The sequence below is a fragment of the Bacteroidota bacterium genome (assembly GCA_020402865.1).
GTDB lineage: Bacteria > Bacteroidota > Bacteroidia > Palsa-965 > Palsa-965.
This window is the reverse complement of the sequence record JADBYT010000030.1, coordinates 1-15,464: the sequence shown is the minus strand read 5'-3', so window position 1 is coordinate 15,464 and position 15,464 is coordinate 1. Positions and strand designations below refer to the sequence as shown.

The window sequence follows — 15,464 nt, the reverse complement described above, 5'->3', positions numbered from 1 at the left end:
CTTAATGGCGATCCGAAGCAAATTATTACGTTGCGGCGTGATGAGGGGCGCGATTGGTTTGTGCAACGGAGTACCGAGGATGCGAGGAAGAAGAATAAGTTGATGGATGCGGAGATTTTGGAGAGGGTGCCGGAGAGGTATCGTACTACTGTTCAGTCGAATATCGATTGGACAATTGTCAAAGAATATTATTTATACGTACAGAAAGTTACAGGAAGAGAAATACATCCTAAGCAACAAAGAGAACTCATAGATGCACTTAAACGAAGGAAATACAGTAAATTAGACGATGATGCAGCTATTATCCACCGAATGGAATTCAACAAAAAGAAAAATACACTTATTGAGGAATGGGAAAAACAAACGAATCAAAGTTGGCCTACATATTCAACTCCAGTTTACAGTAAAAGTGGGAAAGTTTTAAGAAAGACAGGTGACAAATATGATGCACATCATTTAATTGAAAGCCAGTATGGCGGAGAAAACGAATGGTGGAATATTCATCCTGCAAAATTTCCAGATGAGCATCAGGGAGGAATTCACGGAGTTAATTCACCTTCAAAAAAACTATTTAAGTAATGTTCGAAGAAATAAAGAATAAGCAAAATGTTGAGTTTTATCAATTAGATAACATTGATAATTCCGAAAACACCATTCCCAAAGAACTCTTTGCATTCTACAAAGAAGTTGGTTATGGATTTTTAAATATCAACAATGGTGATATTAATCGTATTATGGATCCAGATGAGTTTCAAATTATCAACAAAAGAGAAGAGCATTATGAGTTCGATCCAAGTTTGGATATCTATAAAAAATATGTTAGTGATAGAATGCTATTTTTTGAAGTAAACGAAGGACTTTACTTAACTATCGATAAATTAACCAATGAAAAAGGCACAAACTCAGTTTACATATTTGATGAAAAAATAAGTGATTCATTGGAGGAGTTTATTTTATTATATCTGAATAATCCCAGTATTTTAAAATAAATCTTCTGGTAGTTGAGCGACGATAATTTAGCCAACTTAATTTTATGATTTGATTATGGTGTTAGGACATAAAATGACCTTAGAAAAAAGTAATATGACGCAGCACTTTTATATCTATGGAGAGCGTCCTGTAATTGTAAAAAAAACAGATAATTCAATTCATACTTATGCTTTTAATTGGGAATCAGGTGAATTCGAATTAAACATAGATTATGTTTTGAAAATTTATTTTAATCAATATGCTGAAATGCAGGAAATTTCAGAAGAAGAGTTTTGGAAATTTGTAGAATCACTTCGCAGTAAATAGTGAAGACTTAGCTCAATCGAATTTGCAATTCAATTTTTAGCCATTAAGTGGCGAAATGGGCCGGTTCGCCGATAGTCATATTGTAACCTCCCCCAAACTTCGGACAGGCAAAAGTTGAAATACTTAACTTTAAACCTGTTCAACTATTGTCCCTCCCCCAAACCTCACACAAGCAAAAGTTGAATTCCCAGACTAAGTTTGTCTTCCACTTAATTCACGAACACAGCTTAAACCGCCTTCACCCGTATCATTTTGGTTGAAAGCACACCCGATTCCTTGCGCACACGCACAATGTATTCGCCCACAGCAAGCCGTTCAAGTTCTACCGGTACGTTGTGCATGCCGCTGCTGAGGTTACCGTCAATCAGCACCTGAATGAGTCTTGCATTGAGATCGAGCAGTTCCACGCGTACCCATTCGTTTTGGCAGTCGAAACGGATGGTGGCGTATTGTGCGCAGGGATTGGGATACACAAGTACAACCGCATCGCCGTTTTCGTTTACCGTGCCACGGTTGCAGTTGCCCATGAGCGGATAAAATGTAACCTGATGCTCAAAGAAACTTTGTATCTGATTTACATCCACTTCAAACCAGTCTTTGAGCATGGATGCATATACATCGCGGAAATCAATGGCCATGGGCAGTCCGGCCTGCTCGGTAATCTGGTCGGGGATTGCGGGGTTGTGGCCGAGTACTGAATTATTTAAACAGTTTCCGAAAAGGAATAGCGGAGCCGCATCGCCGTGATCGGTGCCGAGGCTGTAGTTGGATGCAATCTGCCGCCCGAATTCGGAGAACGTCATGCCGGCCACACGGTCTTCGAGACCAAGCAAACGTATATCGTCCATAAACGCGCGTATAGCGTCAGACAAGGTTTTGAGCAGGGTGGCATGTTCGCCCACAGTACTATCGTTTTCTGTTACCTGCGAATCGTGCGTATCAAAACCGTTTATGTTTACGATATACACTTTGGTTTTCAGTCCGCCCGAAATCATTTGTGCAATGTAGCGGAGTTGCACGGCCAGCTCGTTGTCAGGGTCGTACAGGTTGCTCAGCGAATTTCCGGCGTTGGCCGAATTGTAAATCTGCTGGCCGTAAGCATTGGTCTGGTCAATGAGTGTAGCCAGAAACTCCATGTGCGAGCCGTAATACGTACCATCGTTTACAATGCCGGCCGGATCGAGGTTGTACGACTCAAACGGATCGGTAATGGCATGCGAGAAATTGGCCATCAGCCCCTGGCAGGTTGACGATACTTCGTAACCCATCGTAATCGCAAACGGGTCGGGCTGGTCGGCATTGGGATAGGCAGTAGGGAAGCCGGGCCAGTTGGCATCGAAGTAACGGCCCATCCAGCCTGTGGTAGCTGCCGCATCCAGCATGCCGGTTGACCAGATGTCCATGGAGCGGAAGTGTGAGCGGTTTTGTTCGGGATAACCTACATTTTGTACAATGCCCACACGGCCGGTATCAAACAGATATTCCATGCCGGTCATTGCCGGATGAAAAGCCAGTGTGTCGGTAATTTTCAGCAGCGATGATTCGGGCAGCACCACATTGGGGCGCTGTATGGCAAGGTGTGCATACTGATCGAGCGGAATGAGTGTATTGAGTCCGTCGTTTCCGCCATTCAGCCGTATCAGCACAAGCACCCGGTCCTGTGCATTTACCGAGGTGGTAAACAACGGCTGCATTACCGGCTGCACTTTCATGCCTTTCATTACCGAAGGCAATGCCAGCGAACCCACTGACATCAGCCTGATAAAATCACTTCGTTTCATTGTCATGGCCTGATGTATCAGAAGGTTTGGAATTGCGGGAATTTAAACAGGCGTGTGAGCATATATGCCAGCTGCCGCCGCACCGGATCGGAGTAAACCGGATCGCCCGGATTGGCTACGTAATCGTTGTATTGCACGGTCCACTCAAAGTCGGGCAGGCCGTTGCAAAGTATGGTTTTGAGTACGAGTTTATCTAACTGCGGCACGGGCTTGGGACAAAACACCACGCAGCTGTGTTCCACAATGGCCACCGGATCGTCGGGCTGCGGGAGGTTGGCTAAGTAGTTGAGCACATCCACGCCAAACGGATTTCCGTTTACTGTAAATCCGCCCCACGAAGTTTGCCAGGCCGCAAAGTCGAAACGCAGTTTGAGGTTGCTCGAACTCACCCAAAGCCGCGAAAACGAAGGCGCCTGATAGTAAGCCGGCCAGCCGCCCACGTTTGGCGGAGCAAGGTAATCCTGCCCCGCCGCATCGGCCGACCAATGAATGCGCAGCCAGATTTTATGGTTGGTTTCAAGATCGTAGCCGGGCACCGAACCGGTGGCGTTGTACATGCCAAAAAACATTTCGAGCGGGCTGCGTATGATGGAGCCGCGCACAGCCATGTCGTAAAAATGTGCACTGCTCAGCAACTGCTGAATCACCGGAAGTACATTGAAATTGTTGCTCACCAGTGTTTGTGCCATGTCGGCAATTACATCGCTCATCACGGTGGGCGTGAGATCGAAGTTGACGAAATAGCGGTAAATTTTTTTGCAGATGTATTCGGCAAAATTCGGCTGTGCAAAAATTACGTCAATGTAATCGCTGTATTCCTGAGCGCCGTTGGCTGTAATTACCGCATTACCCAAACGCGCCGAAAGTGTTTTATTGGTCTGGTCGTGGCGGTTGGTTACAAAAACGGCATAGGGCGAAGTAATTGTATCGCTGCGCAAGCCTTCTATTTTCCAGCCGGTAAGAATTTTAGCGCCTTCGGCCACATCGCCTTCGGTGTAAGTGGTGTAGTCGCCGGTGCTTACCTGAAGGCCTTTGCCAATGGTGTAAAGCTCAAGCAGCTCGCGCGAGTAGTTTTCGTTGGGGTTGTTTACAGTGTTTGTATTGCCATCGAGAAAAAGCAGCATGGTGGGATCAATGGTCATGTCTTTCACCAGTTGCTTGAAATTGCCGAGTGCATGCTGGCGTATCAGCATGAGGTAATTGTAGGTAGCGCGCGAGTCGAATGCGGCTTCGCAGGCAAAGTGATTTTGCCAGAACAGGCACATTTTTTCCGCAATACTCACCTGCTCGGTATTGATGCGCTCCATGAGCCAGGTAACCAGCGAACGTTTGCGGGCATTCTCTGTAGGCTGTGTGTCGCCGCTTGGATATACGCTGTTTACCCATGTTTGTCCCTGCGGCACCACAGCTTCGTCGCTGTCCCACGCTACAGGCGGATTGAGCGGCGGAATGGTGAGGAGCGTACTCAGTGTGGCATTCATTCCGGCGGCCACGGCATCCTGTATTTGCTGGTAAGTAGGGCCAAACAGGGTGCGGCGAAGCAGGTGAGCGGCTTCAGCCTCTGTCCACGGCCCCGAGTAGGGCGAAAGGCTGAATGTAGAGGGCGTTTGTGCCGACTGGTCAAAAGTCATGGTCACAGTGTTTTTGATGCTTCAATATACTGTGAACAGTTTGAAAAGTAAAATTTTTTCGGTTGTTGGGGTTAATTGGTCGGTTGTTGGGGGATTGTAGTTAAGGTTATGATATAATGTGCTGTGACATTTAATTTAAGATTTTCATTACCTCACCATTGCATTCCCGCCGGATCACGCAATAATTCCAGCACCTCCAACCAGTCGTTCTCCGGGTCAAAACCGGCTTTGTCTTCAAACAGTACATTGAAATACGGCTTGCGGTCGTAGTTGCCGTAGGACGTGTTTTGCACTTCGGGATTTTCGTTTACAAAATCGAAATGAATATCGTGTTCGCGGAACAGTGTTAAGTACTGTTCTATTTCGTGATTGTGTGAACAGGTGTAAAGTATCAGGCAAATGTCATCGCGTTTCGAAGCCAGTTGCAGTACTTCGCGGGCGTGGTTGTAAAATGTATCGGGCAATTGGCCGCCGCGGTGTGTGGGCGGCATCATGGTGCCGTGTATGTCAACCGCCCAGTAGATGCGTGTCCAGTTGCGTTCGCGGGCGGTTTTGCAGGCGGTGTGTATGGCGCGGGTAATCATTGCACAAAAGTAGGTAAGACGTGCAACAACACGAAACGGCAATGCATTAATTTACAGGTAATTTTTGGTGTGCTTTTTGCCGCGCAGCTTCTACCGCGCGCGCGGCATTAATGCGTCCGTAGCCATACCAGTGGCTGTGTCCGTGCCGGTCGTAGTGTCCGTGGTCAGTATCAATTTTATCGCAGGTGTGGCGGATAATTTCTTTCAATTCCTGTGCAGTTAAACGCGGATTGGCTTCGAGCATGAGTGCGCACACACCGGCCACACCGGGGCATGCGCTTGATGTGCCGCCGAAGGTGGCGGTATAGTCGCCGCGCTTATTATCGCCCGCTTTACCGCGCCTGTCGGTGGTCCAGATGCCGGTGGTGATGGGGTTTGGATGTTCGAGCAGCCTGTTTCCGAAATCGCTGCTGGGGAAACAGCACCAGATGCTTTTTCCATAGTCGCTGTAAATGCTGCGTAAGCTTCTGTCGTTGCAGGCGGCCACAGTAATTACATTTTCGTTCGAGGCGTAGCCATCGTTATCGGCCGGTTCGTTGCCGTTTCCGGCAGCCCAGGTTATCACGCAGCCTTTGCCTTTCCGGCCTTTCTGCACTGCATACTGCACCACAAGCCGCATCATATCAGGCAGCAGGGTTATTTCGTTGTGGAGCGGATCTTCGGTGTTGTACCAGCGTCCGTCTTCGGCGCCCCAGCTGCACGAAATAATATCGGCGCCTTTTTTCACCGCCCATTCAATCGCCATTACTTCTTCTACAGAGCCAAGATTCGCCTCGCAGCGGATCGGCATAAGCATTGCCCCCGGTGCCACACCTTTTACATGTTTGCGGCCTGCAGCCAATGCCACACCGGCGCAGCACGTACCATGTCCAAGCGAAATATCTTCGGCAATTACATCGGTGCTGCGGTCCATTACATTGTACGGATGCACCACCTTGCCGCGAAGTTCAGGGTGATAAATATCCACCCCGTCGTCGATAATGGCAATGGTAGTGCCTTTTCCTGTAATGCCCTGCTTATGCACTTCGGTAGCCGAAACGTGTGCATTCAGTTTACGTTTGCCCACACGTACTTCTTCCAGATGCCAGCGCCTGCTCATGGTAGCGCGCCAGCCTTTTACGCGGATAATTTCGGGGTGGCCGCATTCAACCTCAGGCAACTCAAGCATTTGCCCGGCTTTGCGGAATATCCATGATGCCCTGTGCTGGCGGCCGGTTGAAGGCTTGACGTAAAATGCATTCTCTGCAAACCGGAAGGTATGTGCTACTTTCAGATCGTGCCGTTTGAGTAATTGCAGGCAACGTTCGCGGCTCACGGCATGATGAAACTTAATGAAAAATGCCTGTGTATAAACTGCCGGCCGGTTCGAAAGACTGTCGGTATATAAACGGCCTGCAAAGCGTATTTGATTGCCTTTTTCGTTCGGGAAAAGTGCGCGCGCTTTATTGCGTATCTCAATTGCTTTTTCGGGCAATGCGCTGCGCACGCGCAAAATAAACGTGTTCGATTCCGGCAGCGCATCAACAAGGTAAAACGATTGCAGCAGCTTTTTCGATTCGGTTCCTTGTATGCAGGCTTCCAGCGTATCAAAACGACCGCCGATAATCAGGTGCTGCTCACTTTCGGTTACCTGTACTTTATGTCCTTTCCGGCCACCGATAAAATAATGATAATGCTTACGCGGTTCTGCTTTTTTCATCACTAAAATAATATACGGTTAAGTTAGTCAATTCCTGTTTGCGTTTATTTGATACCTGCATTTTCAGAAAATATATTTTGCAAAATATCGTTACCTTACGTTCTGAATCAATCTAAATATTCAGATGAAAAAAGTAATTTTTCTTTTTGCCGGAATCTTCCTCTTTACCCTCATTGCGCAGGCTCAGGTAACTAAAGCTCAGGCTCAGGCGGCATTTGATGAAATTGGCGCCAACATTGCCGATGTGGAGCAGCTGTATGTTGGAAACACCATTGCGTTTTATACCGACGGCTCGCATTCACGCACCACGGCAACGTATAAAAAGTTTCCTGCTGAAAATGCCCGTAACGGATTTTCGCTTACTGATAATTCACTTAAAATGACCTATTATAAAAACGATAAGGCCGAAGAGGTGCATTTGTTTCCTTACAATTCCATTTCCCGTTTTCAGGTGGTAAGGGTAGATGGGAAACTGTATATCAATATTTACCTCCGCGACTGATCATCAAGGCAACCCGGCTTGTTTTAACCGTCTTAAAATAATAGTACTGCATTTCACAAATCATGCAATACATTGTTCAGATGAAGCGTTTGTTAGTGATTAGCGGGCTGGTGTGCCTGACATTGCCTGCGTTTGCGCAGCAAAAATATGGCGGTGGGTTTTCTCTCGGCATCCGCACCACAAGCAGTTTGTTTACACAGGCCGGCAGTCCGGGAATGGGTGTGGGCGGACAGTTCAGGTTGCGGTTACTGCGGCTGATCAATACCGAATGGTTTGCCGATTATATCAACACCGACATTGACGGAATCGGACACCGTACCGACGCACACATTGGCTGGTCGGTAATGTTTTACCTGCGTGAGCCGGAAGTGTTTACTTCTGCTCCGGGCGATGCAGCCGGAACGCCAAAGAAAATAAGCTACCGCCTCCTTACACCTTATTTTCTGGCCGGGCATTGTTTTGACTATACCTGGATTCGTTCGTCCACAGTACCGGTGTATGCCGAAGCCAAACGCTGGAGCTCAGCCGTGCAGGCCGGTGCGGGAGTACATCTCAACCTCGGCACACGAACTGATCTTTCGTTCAGCGCACAATACATGATGCACCTCGGCGACGATGTACACGCGCACGTGGAAGAAGTGCAGGGCATAAAAACACTTCACATCGAAGAGCACAAAGGCTTCAGTCCTGAAGGACATTTACTGCTCACCCTCAGTGCCAACTTCCGTATTGCAGATTTATGGTAAAGCACATTCTCCTTCTGTTTTGTGTGTGCAGTTCACTGCCTGCATTTGCACAAGAACAACAGACCGATAAAGGTCGCGAAATTAAAACGGTGTATTCACCGGTTTTCGGACTTATGGCCACGTTTGCACCCGGTGTAATGGTCAATCAGCCAAAATCAAATTATTACCTGCACGGTCAGGCATTTGTGTTTATTGATACACACGTTTCACTTCGCGGCGATGCGTTTGTGCTTTTGCCTTCATCAAATCCCTTACGTATTTTCGATTCGCATAATTCCTTCTCTGCCGGACCTTCTTTCCATTTTACACACGGCAAGGCTTTTGATCCTTATGCCGGTTTCGGAGTTGGTTTCACCTATTCAGAACTCCAAACATCACTTTCTTCGCTTTCCTCAGCACCGGCAATAAATCCGCTGTTCATGCCGCATCTTGGTTTTCGGGTATTTGCCGAGCAATGGTTCTATGTGTTTGCCGAGGTAAATTATGCATACGGTAAACATTTCTCCGAATACAGGCCGGCGGTTGCCTTTACAGAGTTACGGTTTTCGGGCGGGCTTGGCTTTCACTTCTCCAAAAAACAAGCGGCACCGGTTCCGGATTAATTTCATTCAAACACAATCCGCATAAAAAAGAGAACCGGTCTGAATACAGACCCGGTTCTCTATACCGGAGGTTACAAAGCTCCGGACACACTACAGCTTCAACTGTATTTTTTACTGTTTGTCCGATTCAGCCCGAACACAGTATGATCAAATTAAAGCAGCTTACATTACCTTTCCGAGCCAGCTCAGGAACTCTTTGCGCATTTCGCCGAAAAGTTTTTCGAATTGCATAATGGCATCCCGTTCCGCGGCATGGTCGTCGGCCTTGCGGTGATCACTGGCTATGGGATTGTTGTTGATGTTGTTTACAATTGCCTGCTCCTGTACTTTAATTTCATGGTTCAGATTGTCGATGTGATTTTTCTGAATGATGAACTGATTTTGAAAATGCTCAGCCTGAGCCAGTACATCCTGAGCGGTATTTTTTACTGTTACTTCCTGCAGCCGCGTGGTCATGTATTTAATTTCGTCCGCATAAAAAGCGAGCTTGCTCAGCCATTCACGGTGTTCGGCATGCAGTTCGTAAAGTGATTTTTGTGTGATTGTTGACATAATTTTGCTGTATTGGTTTGTAGTGTGATTGAATTACAGCATAAAGGTATTGGCCCGCATTCAGCTAGTGCATGAGGGCAGTCAACATGAAAAATGATAACAATCAGTAACTGCTAAGCGTACTACTGTTGTTGCAAAAAAGCAATCATGCGCAGTGCCCGTTCGTTTGAGAACGTTACAATTGGCTGGTGCGGATTAAACAGTGCGGTTTCAATTTCCTGTTTCAGTTTTTTTATTTCCGCGCGTGGTGTTCCGGGATGCATGAGCAGCAGTTTATTGTATGCTCCGATGCCGCTGGTTGTAAAAAGCTGCTTCACGTGCGGGAGTACGGCCAGCTTTTGTGCCAGTTTCCACTGTGCACACTGAAAGGCAAAAATAGCCTGAGTGGCCTGAAGTGTGGCTAATTGGGGATTTTCGTTTTTTTGAAGAAGCCGCGCATAGTTGTTCAGTCCGCGAAGCAGGAAATCAGGATCAGGCGCTTTGTGTTTGGGCCACGCGTAGGTGTATATGTTGGTGAGCACAGCCACGCCCATGAGTTTACGTTCCTGATTGTGCTGGCTGTTTAGAAATTCCATGTATGCGCTGGCTGTTTTCAGGGCTTCGGAAAAATAACCGGCAGCAGTTTCCACTGAAATACGGTTGTTGAAATAACTGTCGGTTAAAATGCTTCGCGTACCCTGAAGGCGTTCCTGCAATTCCCAGCATTGCTTAAACCGGGCATAACTTTCTGATATTTTGCCACGCAGAAAGAGCCAGGTGGCTTCGCCGTTAAGCAGGTATTGTTGCAGCAATGCAGCTCCATTTTTTTCGTAGTTCATGCACGGCATATCCGGAAATTCGCGTGCCAGCAGTTTTACCTGCTTATGGTGGTGCATTACATTGCGGCTGTTTATGGATGGATGTGCCACACGATTGTTGAATGCCGTGAAATGGTACAATAACCTGAAACGCGGCCAGTGCGGATGTCTCAGCATAATACGGCGCATCTGTTCAATGCACTCATTGATGCCGCCTACGTTGTTGTTTATTGAGTGGTAGTACGAAAGCCGGTTAAGTCCCTGAAGCTGACGCAATACATCAAGCAGTTGCCGTGCCTCGGTAAGCTGGCTGAGCAGCGCCGGTGTTTCATGTACCAGATTGATTGACTGTGCGCACTGCATTTGCAGTAAAAGCGCCTCCGGCAGCAGTTCAAAAATATTGCGGCTGCGGCATTCGGCTATTAAACTCCGCAAGTGCGTATCGGCATTTCCAAACTGCTTGTCGATGGTAAGCTGGCGGCAGTGCAGGAGTTTCTCTTCGAGCGGAAGCAGGCCGTTGCTCTTTCCTTCGGTTTCGTTGCTCATGAGCCGCAGCAGCTCGGCGCGGAGTTTAAAAAAACGATTGCGTCGTGTGGCAAAAGGAGCTTCACTGCTGTTGTAAAGCACATCCACAATTTCAACCGTGTTCAGTGGTTTGCTGCCTTTCTTTTGCAGCCAGTCGAGCAGCAGTAAACTCTTCGGCGAATCGCTTAAACGCCTTCGCAAATCAGCTTTCTCAGCGGCGCTCAGCAAACTGAATCGCAAACGAAGTTCATTATTCATGCCTTCAAAAGTACAAAATGTGTGAGATCACATTTCGGGCTTGATTATAGTCCTTAAAACTGCAATGCAGTTTGTGCAGCATTCAGCGCCACAGCTTTAGCGCCTTCAAGTTCAAGCAGCTTCTGTTTGGCGGGAAGTCCTCCCGCATAGCCCACCAGCTCGCCATTACTGCCGATAATGCGATGGCAGGGTACAATAATTGAAATGGCATTGGCGCCGTTTGCCGAAGCTACTGCGCGTATCGCATCACGGTTGCCAAGCTGTTCAGAAAGGGCAAGGTAGGTTGATGTAGTGCCGTAACTTACCTTGCACAGCGCCTGCCACACGCGCTGCTGAAATTCAGTGCCTGCAAGTAAAAGCGGGAGATCAAAACTGCGCAGTGTGCCTGAGAAATAAGCCTCAAGCTGTTTGCGTGTTTCATTCAGTACATCGCTTTCGCCTTCTGCGTAAACGGCATTCAGTTTGCTTTGTATGCGCTCGTCAACTGATGTGCGCATTTTGCGGTAGCGCCAGTCGGCCAGACAAAGCTGGTTTTGAAAGCTGCCGAGTATGAGTTCGCCAACCGGTGTTTTGTAATGCTGAATGAGGATATTTTCCATTTGTATGTTTGCTGCAATAGCACAATACAAAGTACAAATTTGTGTGTAATGTTTTTCTGATCCGTGTTATCTCCGCTTCAATCTGCATTTACGAAAGCCCCGTAATTTTTCCGCCTGCGTCAATGTCCATTCCTTCTGATGCAGGCGTGGCGGGCAGTCCGGGCATGCGCATCATATCGCCAATAATGGGAATCACAAAACCGGCGCCGGCCGCAAATTCAAATTCGCGTACAGTAATGCTGAAATTCTCCGGCCTTCCGGTTTTGGTTTCATCGTCGGAAAATGATTTCTGTGTTTTGGCCATGCACACCGGCAGGCTATCAAGACCAAGTTCGCGTATGGTGCGCAGCGATGCCCTGGCACTGCTGGTGTATTCTACTTCTGAAGCGCCGTAAATTTCGGTGGCAATGGTGGCTATTTTTTCTTCGGTGCTGCTTTGCCAGTTGTAAAGACGCTTAAATGTATTGCCGCCGGCTTCAATGTTTTCGACCACCGCCTGTGCAAGTGCTGCGCTGCCTTCGCCGCCCTGTGCCCAGCATGCGCATTCCACGGCTTTCACGCCCAGTGCCGCACAACGCTCAACCACCAGTGCAATTTCTTCGGCACTGTCGCTGGCAAAACGGTTGAGTGCCACCACGGGCGTAATTCCAAACTTGCGGCAGTTTTCAATATGTTTTTCAAGGTTGGCAAAGCCGGCACCCACACGTTCCACAGAAGCTGTATTGTATTCCTCTTTGCGCGCGCCGCCGTGATGCCGCAATGCGCGTATGGTAGCCACCAGCACAATGGCAGCGGGCGCCAGATTACCATAACCGCACTTGATATTCATAAACTTCTCGGCACCAAGATCAGCACCAAAACCCGCTTCGGTTACGGCATAATCGCCCAGCGAAAGACCCATACGCGTGGCCAGCAGTGTGTTTGTGCCCTGCGCAATATTTGCAAACGGACCACCATGCAAAATAGCCGCGTTGCCTTCGAGCGTTTGCACCAGGTTGGGCTTAATGGCGTCTTTCAGCAAAATGGCCATTGCCCCTTCGGCCTTCAGATCGCGCGCATACACCGGTTTTTTGTCGTAGGTAAAGCCTACGAAGATATTGCCGAGCTTATTTTTCAAATCGTCAAAGCTTTCGGCCAGACACAAAATCGCCATTACTTCCGAGGCCGGTGTAATGTTGAAACCATCCTGCCGCGGCACTCCGTTTGCCGTACCGCCAAGCCCCACAATAATCTGTCGCAGCGCGCGGTCGTTCATATCCATTACCCGTTTCCACACCACCGTGCGCGGATCAATATTCAGGCTGCGCGTTTTGCTTTGAATGTTGTTGTCGATTAACGCAGCCAGCAAATTGTTGGCCTTCTCCACTGCATTAAAATCGCCGGTAAAATGCAGGTTAATATCTTCCATCGGAATCACCTGCGAGTAACCGCCTCCCGCCGCGCCGCCTTTCATACCAAACACAGGCCCCAGCGAAGGCTCGCGCAATACCGCAACTGCCTTTTTGCCAATGTGGTTCAATCCTTCGGTAAGTCCGATTGATACGGTTGTTTTCCCTTCACCCGCCGGCGTAGGATTAATGGCCGTAACCAGAATGAGTTTGCCGTTTACCATCTTCGAATTATCAATAAGCGAAAGCGGCAGTTTGGCTTTGTATTTTCCGTAGTGTTCAAGCAGTTCGGTATCAATACCGAGTTTTTCTGCAATGCGGTTGATGGGTTGTATCGTGGCTGACTGGGCAATTTCGAGGTCGGTGAGGGGAGCGGTGAGCGGCATGTTTTTTATAATGTATTTGGATTGATTAAAGGTATAGGGATTTTTTAAGTGAGTGGTGTATTTATGTGTGATGATGGTCAGGTTTTTTTTGGGGAATTAGTTATTGGGTTGTGATTTGCTTTCAGATTGTATCTTCGTAATGATTGCTCACAACGCCTCCGGCGCAAGCATGATGCGCTCGCGCGTTGTGATTTGCTTTCAGATTGTATCTTCGTAATGATTGCTCACAACAGATGGCCGGGAAAAAGAAACACGCAGACAGTTGTGATTTGCTTTCAGATTGTATCTTCGTAATGATTGCTCACAACATAAAATCAACTGTTTTTGCGGATTTCAGCGTTGTGATTTGCTTTCAGATTGTATCTTCGTAATGATTGCTCACAACACCCATACGCTGAACAATATTCAGCGGTTAGTTGTGATTTGCTTTCAGATTGTATCTTCGTAATGATTGCTCACAACAATAACTTCGTGTACAATTGTGCCGTCTGGGTTGTGATTTGCTTTCAGATTGTATCTTCGTAATGATTGCTCACAACTACGAACATGAAGGTATCGAACTGCGCGAAGTTGTGATTTGCTTTCAGATTGTATCTTCGTAATGATTGCTCACAACTGTAGGTAGTGAAAGGTGGAAAGAGTTGAAGTTGTGATTTGCTTTCAGATTGTATCTTCGTAATGATTGCTCACAACACAGGTTGAACATTTCCGTTTTCGTCTTCAGTTGTGATTTGCTTTCAGATTGTATCTTCGTAATGATTGCTCACAACACCGCGTTCACCGTTTACGATGAGCGCGGGTTGTGATTTGCTTTCAGATTGTATCTTCGTAATGATTGCTCACAACCACAAAGTCGTTCTGAACTGTGCGATAAAAGTTGTGATTTGCTTTCAGATTGTATCTTCGTAATGATTGCTCACAACGCATTTCACTTCAACAAAAATACAACATTCGTTGTGATTTGCTTTCAGATTGTATCTTCGTAATGATTGCTCACAACAACATTCTGAATGAGAAGGTAACCTTTCTCGTTGTGATTTGCTTTCAGATTGTATCTTCGTAATGATTGCTCACAACGACGAATTCGGAAACGAAACGCAAACGCTGGTTGTGATTTGCTTTCAGATTGTATCTTCGTAATGATTGCTCACAACGCACAGACAGTGCCGCCACTTCTGGCGCAGTTGTGATTTGCTTTCAGATTGTATCTTCGTAATGATTGCTCACAACGATGCGCCAGTTAACATGATCGGGCTTGCGTTGTGATTTGCTTTCAGATTGTATCTTCGTAATGATTGCTCACAACCAGTGTAATTGTGCCTGGCACTAAATCATGGTTGTGATTTGCTTTCAGATTGTATCTTCGTAATGATTGCTCACAACTGCACCCAAAAGCCGATATGCCATTGAGCGGTTGTGATTTGCTTTCAGATTGTATCTTCGTAATGATTGCTCACAACCAGTCTTTTTTTGGCTTAGGGGCTCAGCGCGTTGTGATTTGCTTTCAGATTGTATCTTCGTAATGATTGCTCACAACGACTGGATTGCGCTTAACGGCGTGTTTCAGTTGTGATTTGCTTTCAGATTGTATCTTCGTAATGATTGCTCACAACCAGCCGCTTCGTAACCTTATCGCGTTTTATGTTGTGATTTGCTTTCAGATTGTATCTTCGTAATGATTGCTCACAACCCCAAGTAATCCACGGGTACTTCGGGTCTGTTGTGATTTGCTTTCAGATTGTATCTTCGTAATGATTGCTCACAACTCGAGTATTACCGATACATCGACGCTTATGTTGTGATTTGCTTTCAGATTGTATCTTCGTAATGATTGCTCACAACTTGTGCAATTCGTGGATAAAACGTTGTGCGGTTGTGATTTGCTTTCAGATTGTATCTTCGTAATGATTGCTCACAACGTGACGCATTCGTAAACATGTCGCTTCGCCGTTGTGATTTGCTTTCAGATTGTATCTTCGTAATGATTGCTCACAACCTTTAATCCACTTGCGTTTGTCGGTTTCTTGTTGTGATTTGCTTTCAGATTGTACCTTCGTAATGATTGCTCACAACGAATCGCATAAAGGGTATGCACATGGTTGAGATGTGATTTGCTTT

At 47.0% G+C, this 15,464-nt stretch carries 14 protein-coding genes and 1 CRISPR repeat array; of the genes, 6 read left to right on the top strand and 8 right to left on the bottom strand.

The features are described 5' to 3' along the window. The 3 genes from IM638_17985 to IM638_17975 form a co-directional block, all read left to right on the top strand. Nucleotides 1-579, top strand: a 579-nt coding sequence (locus IM638_17985) for a hypothetical protein (protein ID MCA6364927.1), incomplete at its 5' end; no start/stop codon positions are given. Further along, complete coding sequence (locus tag IM638_17980) at nucleotides 579-989, top strand: SMI1/KNR4 family protein (protein MCA6364926.1); 411 nt, start codon at nucleotides 579-581, stop codon at nucleotides 987-989. The genes IM638_17985 and IM638_17980, both read left to right, overlap by 1 nt. A gap of 55 nt (nucleotides 990-1,044) precedes the next feature. Next, the gene (locus tag IM638_17975; GenBank protein MCA6364925.1) at nucleotides 1,045-1,296 is read left to right on the top strand and encodes a hypothetical protein; all 252 of its coding nucleotides are present in this window, start codon (nucleotides 1,045-1,047) and stop codon (nucleotides 1,294-1,296) included. 227 nt (nucleotides 1,297-1,523) lie between these two features. Here IM638_17975 and IM638_17970 read toward each other — a convergent pair whose 3' ends face one another. The 4 genes from IM638_17970 to IM638_17955 form a co-directional block, all read right to left on the bottom strand. Then, entirely contained in the window at nucleotides 1,524-3,083 is a 1,560-nt protein-coding gene (locus tag IM638_17970) for a DUF1501 domain-containing protein (protein MCA6364924.1), read from the bottom strand. Between the two features lie 11 nt (nucleotides 3,084-3,094). Then, the gene (locus tag IM638_17965; protein ID MCA6364923.1) at nucleotides 3,095-4,708 is read right to left on the bottom strand and encodes a DUF1800 domain-containing protein; all 1,614 of its coding nucleotides are present in this window, start codon (nucleotides 4,706-4,708) and stop codon (nucleotides 3,095-3,097) included. 152 nt (nucleotides 4,709-4,860) lie between these two features. Next, nucleotides 4,861-5,292, bottom strand: coding sequence for a hypothetical protein (locus IM638_17960; protein MCA6364922.1), 432 nt, complete (start codon nucleotides 5,290-5,292; stop codon nucleotides 4,861-4,863). Nucleotides 5,293-5,338: 46 nt separating this feature from the next. After that, nucleotides 5,339-6,991, bottom strand: a complete 1,653-nt coding sequence (locus IM638_17955; protein MCA6364921.1) for a S8 family serine peptidase — start codon at nucleotides 6,989-6,991, stop codon at nucleotides 5,339-5,341. Between the two features lie 124 nt (nucleotides 6,992-7,115). On the opposite strand from IM638_17955, the gene IM638_17950 reads away from it, so the two are divergent. From IM638_17950 to IM638_17940, 3 genes are all read left to right on the top strand, one after another. Next, nucleotides 7,116-7,493, top strand: coding sequence for a hypothetical protein (locus IM638_17950; GenBank protein MCA6364920.1), 378 nt, complete (start codon nucleotides 7,116-7,118; stop codon nucleotides 7,491-7,493). A gap of 80 nt (nucleotides 7,494-7,573) precedes the next feature. Further along, a complete protein-coding gene (locus IM638_17945; GenBank protein MCA6364919.1) occupies nucleotides 7,574-8,239 on the top strand; it encodes a hypothetical protein in 666 nt (221 codons plus the stop codon). Further along, a complete protein-coding gene (locus tag IM638_17940) occupies nucleotides 8,233-8,841 on the top strand; it encodes a hypothetical protein (protein ID MCA6364918.1) in 609 nt (202 codons plus the stop codon). The genes IM638_17945 and IM638_17940 overlap by 7 nt, the downstream gene beginning before the upstream one ends. Before the next feature lie 162 nt (nucleotides 8,842-9,003). Here the strand turns inward: IM638_17940 and IM638_17935 are convergent, their stop codons facing one another. From IM638_17935 to IM638_17920, 4 genes are all read right to left on the bottom strand, one after another. Further along, on the bottom strand, nucleotides 9,004-9,393 hold the full coding sequence (locus tag IM638_17935) for a hypothetical protein (protein ID MCA6364917.1): 390 nt from the start codon (nucleotides 9,391-9,393) through the stop codon (nucleotides 9,004-9,006). Nucleotides 9,394-9,515: 122 nt separating this feature from the next. Further along, entirely contained in the window at nucleotides 9,516-10,973 is a 1,458-nt protein-coding gene (locus IM638_17930) for a hypothetical protein (GenBank protein MCA6364916.1), read from the bottom strand. A 53-nt stretch (nucleotides 10,974-11,026) separates the two neighbouring features. Next, the gene (locus tag IM638_17925; GenBank protein ID MCA6364915.1) at nucleotides 11,027-11,572 is read right to left on the bottom strand and encodes a methylated-DNA--[protein]-cysteine S-methyltransferase; all 546 of its coding nucleotides are present in this window, start codon (nucleotides 11,570-11,572) and stop codon (nucleotides 11,027-11,029) included. An 88-nt stretch (nucleotides 11,573-11,660) separates the two neighbouring features. Next, on the bottom strand, nucleotides 11,661-13,346 hold the full coding sequence (locus IM638_17920) for a formate--tetrahydrofolate ligase (protein MCA6364914.1): 1,686 nt from the start codon (nucleotides 13,344-13,346) through the stop codon (nucleotides 11,661-11,663). A gap of 107 nt (nucleotides 13,347-13,453) precedes the next feature. Then, nucleotides 13,454-15,419: a CRISPR direct-repeat array (repeat unit 47 nt; unit sequence GTTGTGATTTGCTTTCAGATTGTATCTTCGTAATGATTGCTCACAAC). Nucleotides 15,420-15,464: the final 45 nt, after the last annotated feature.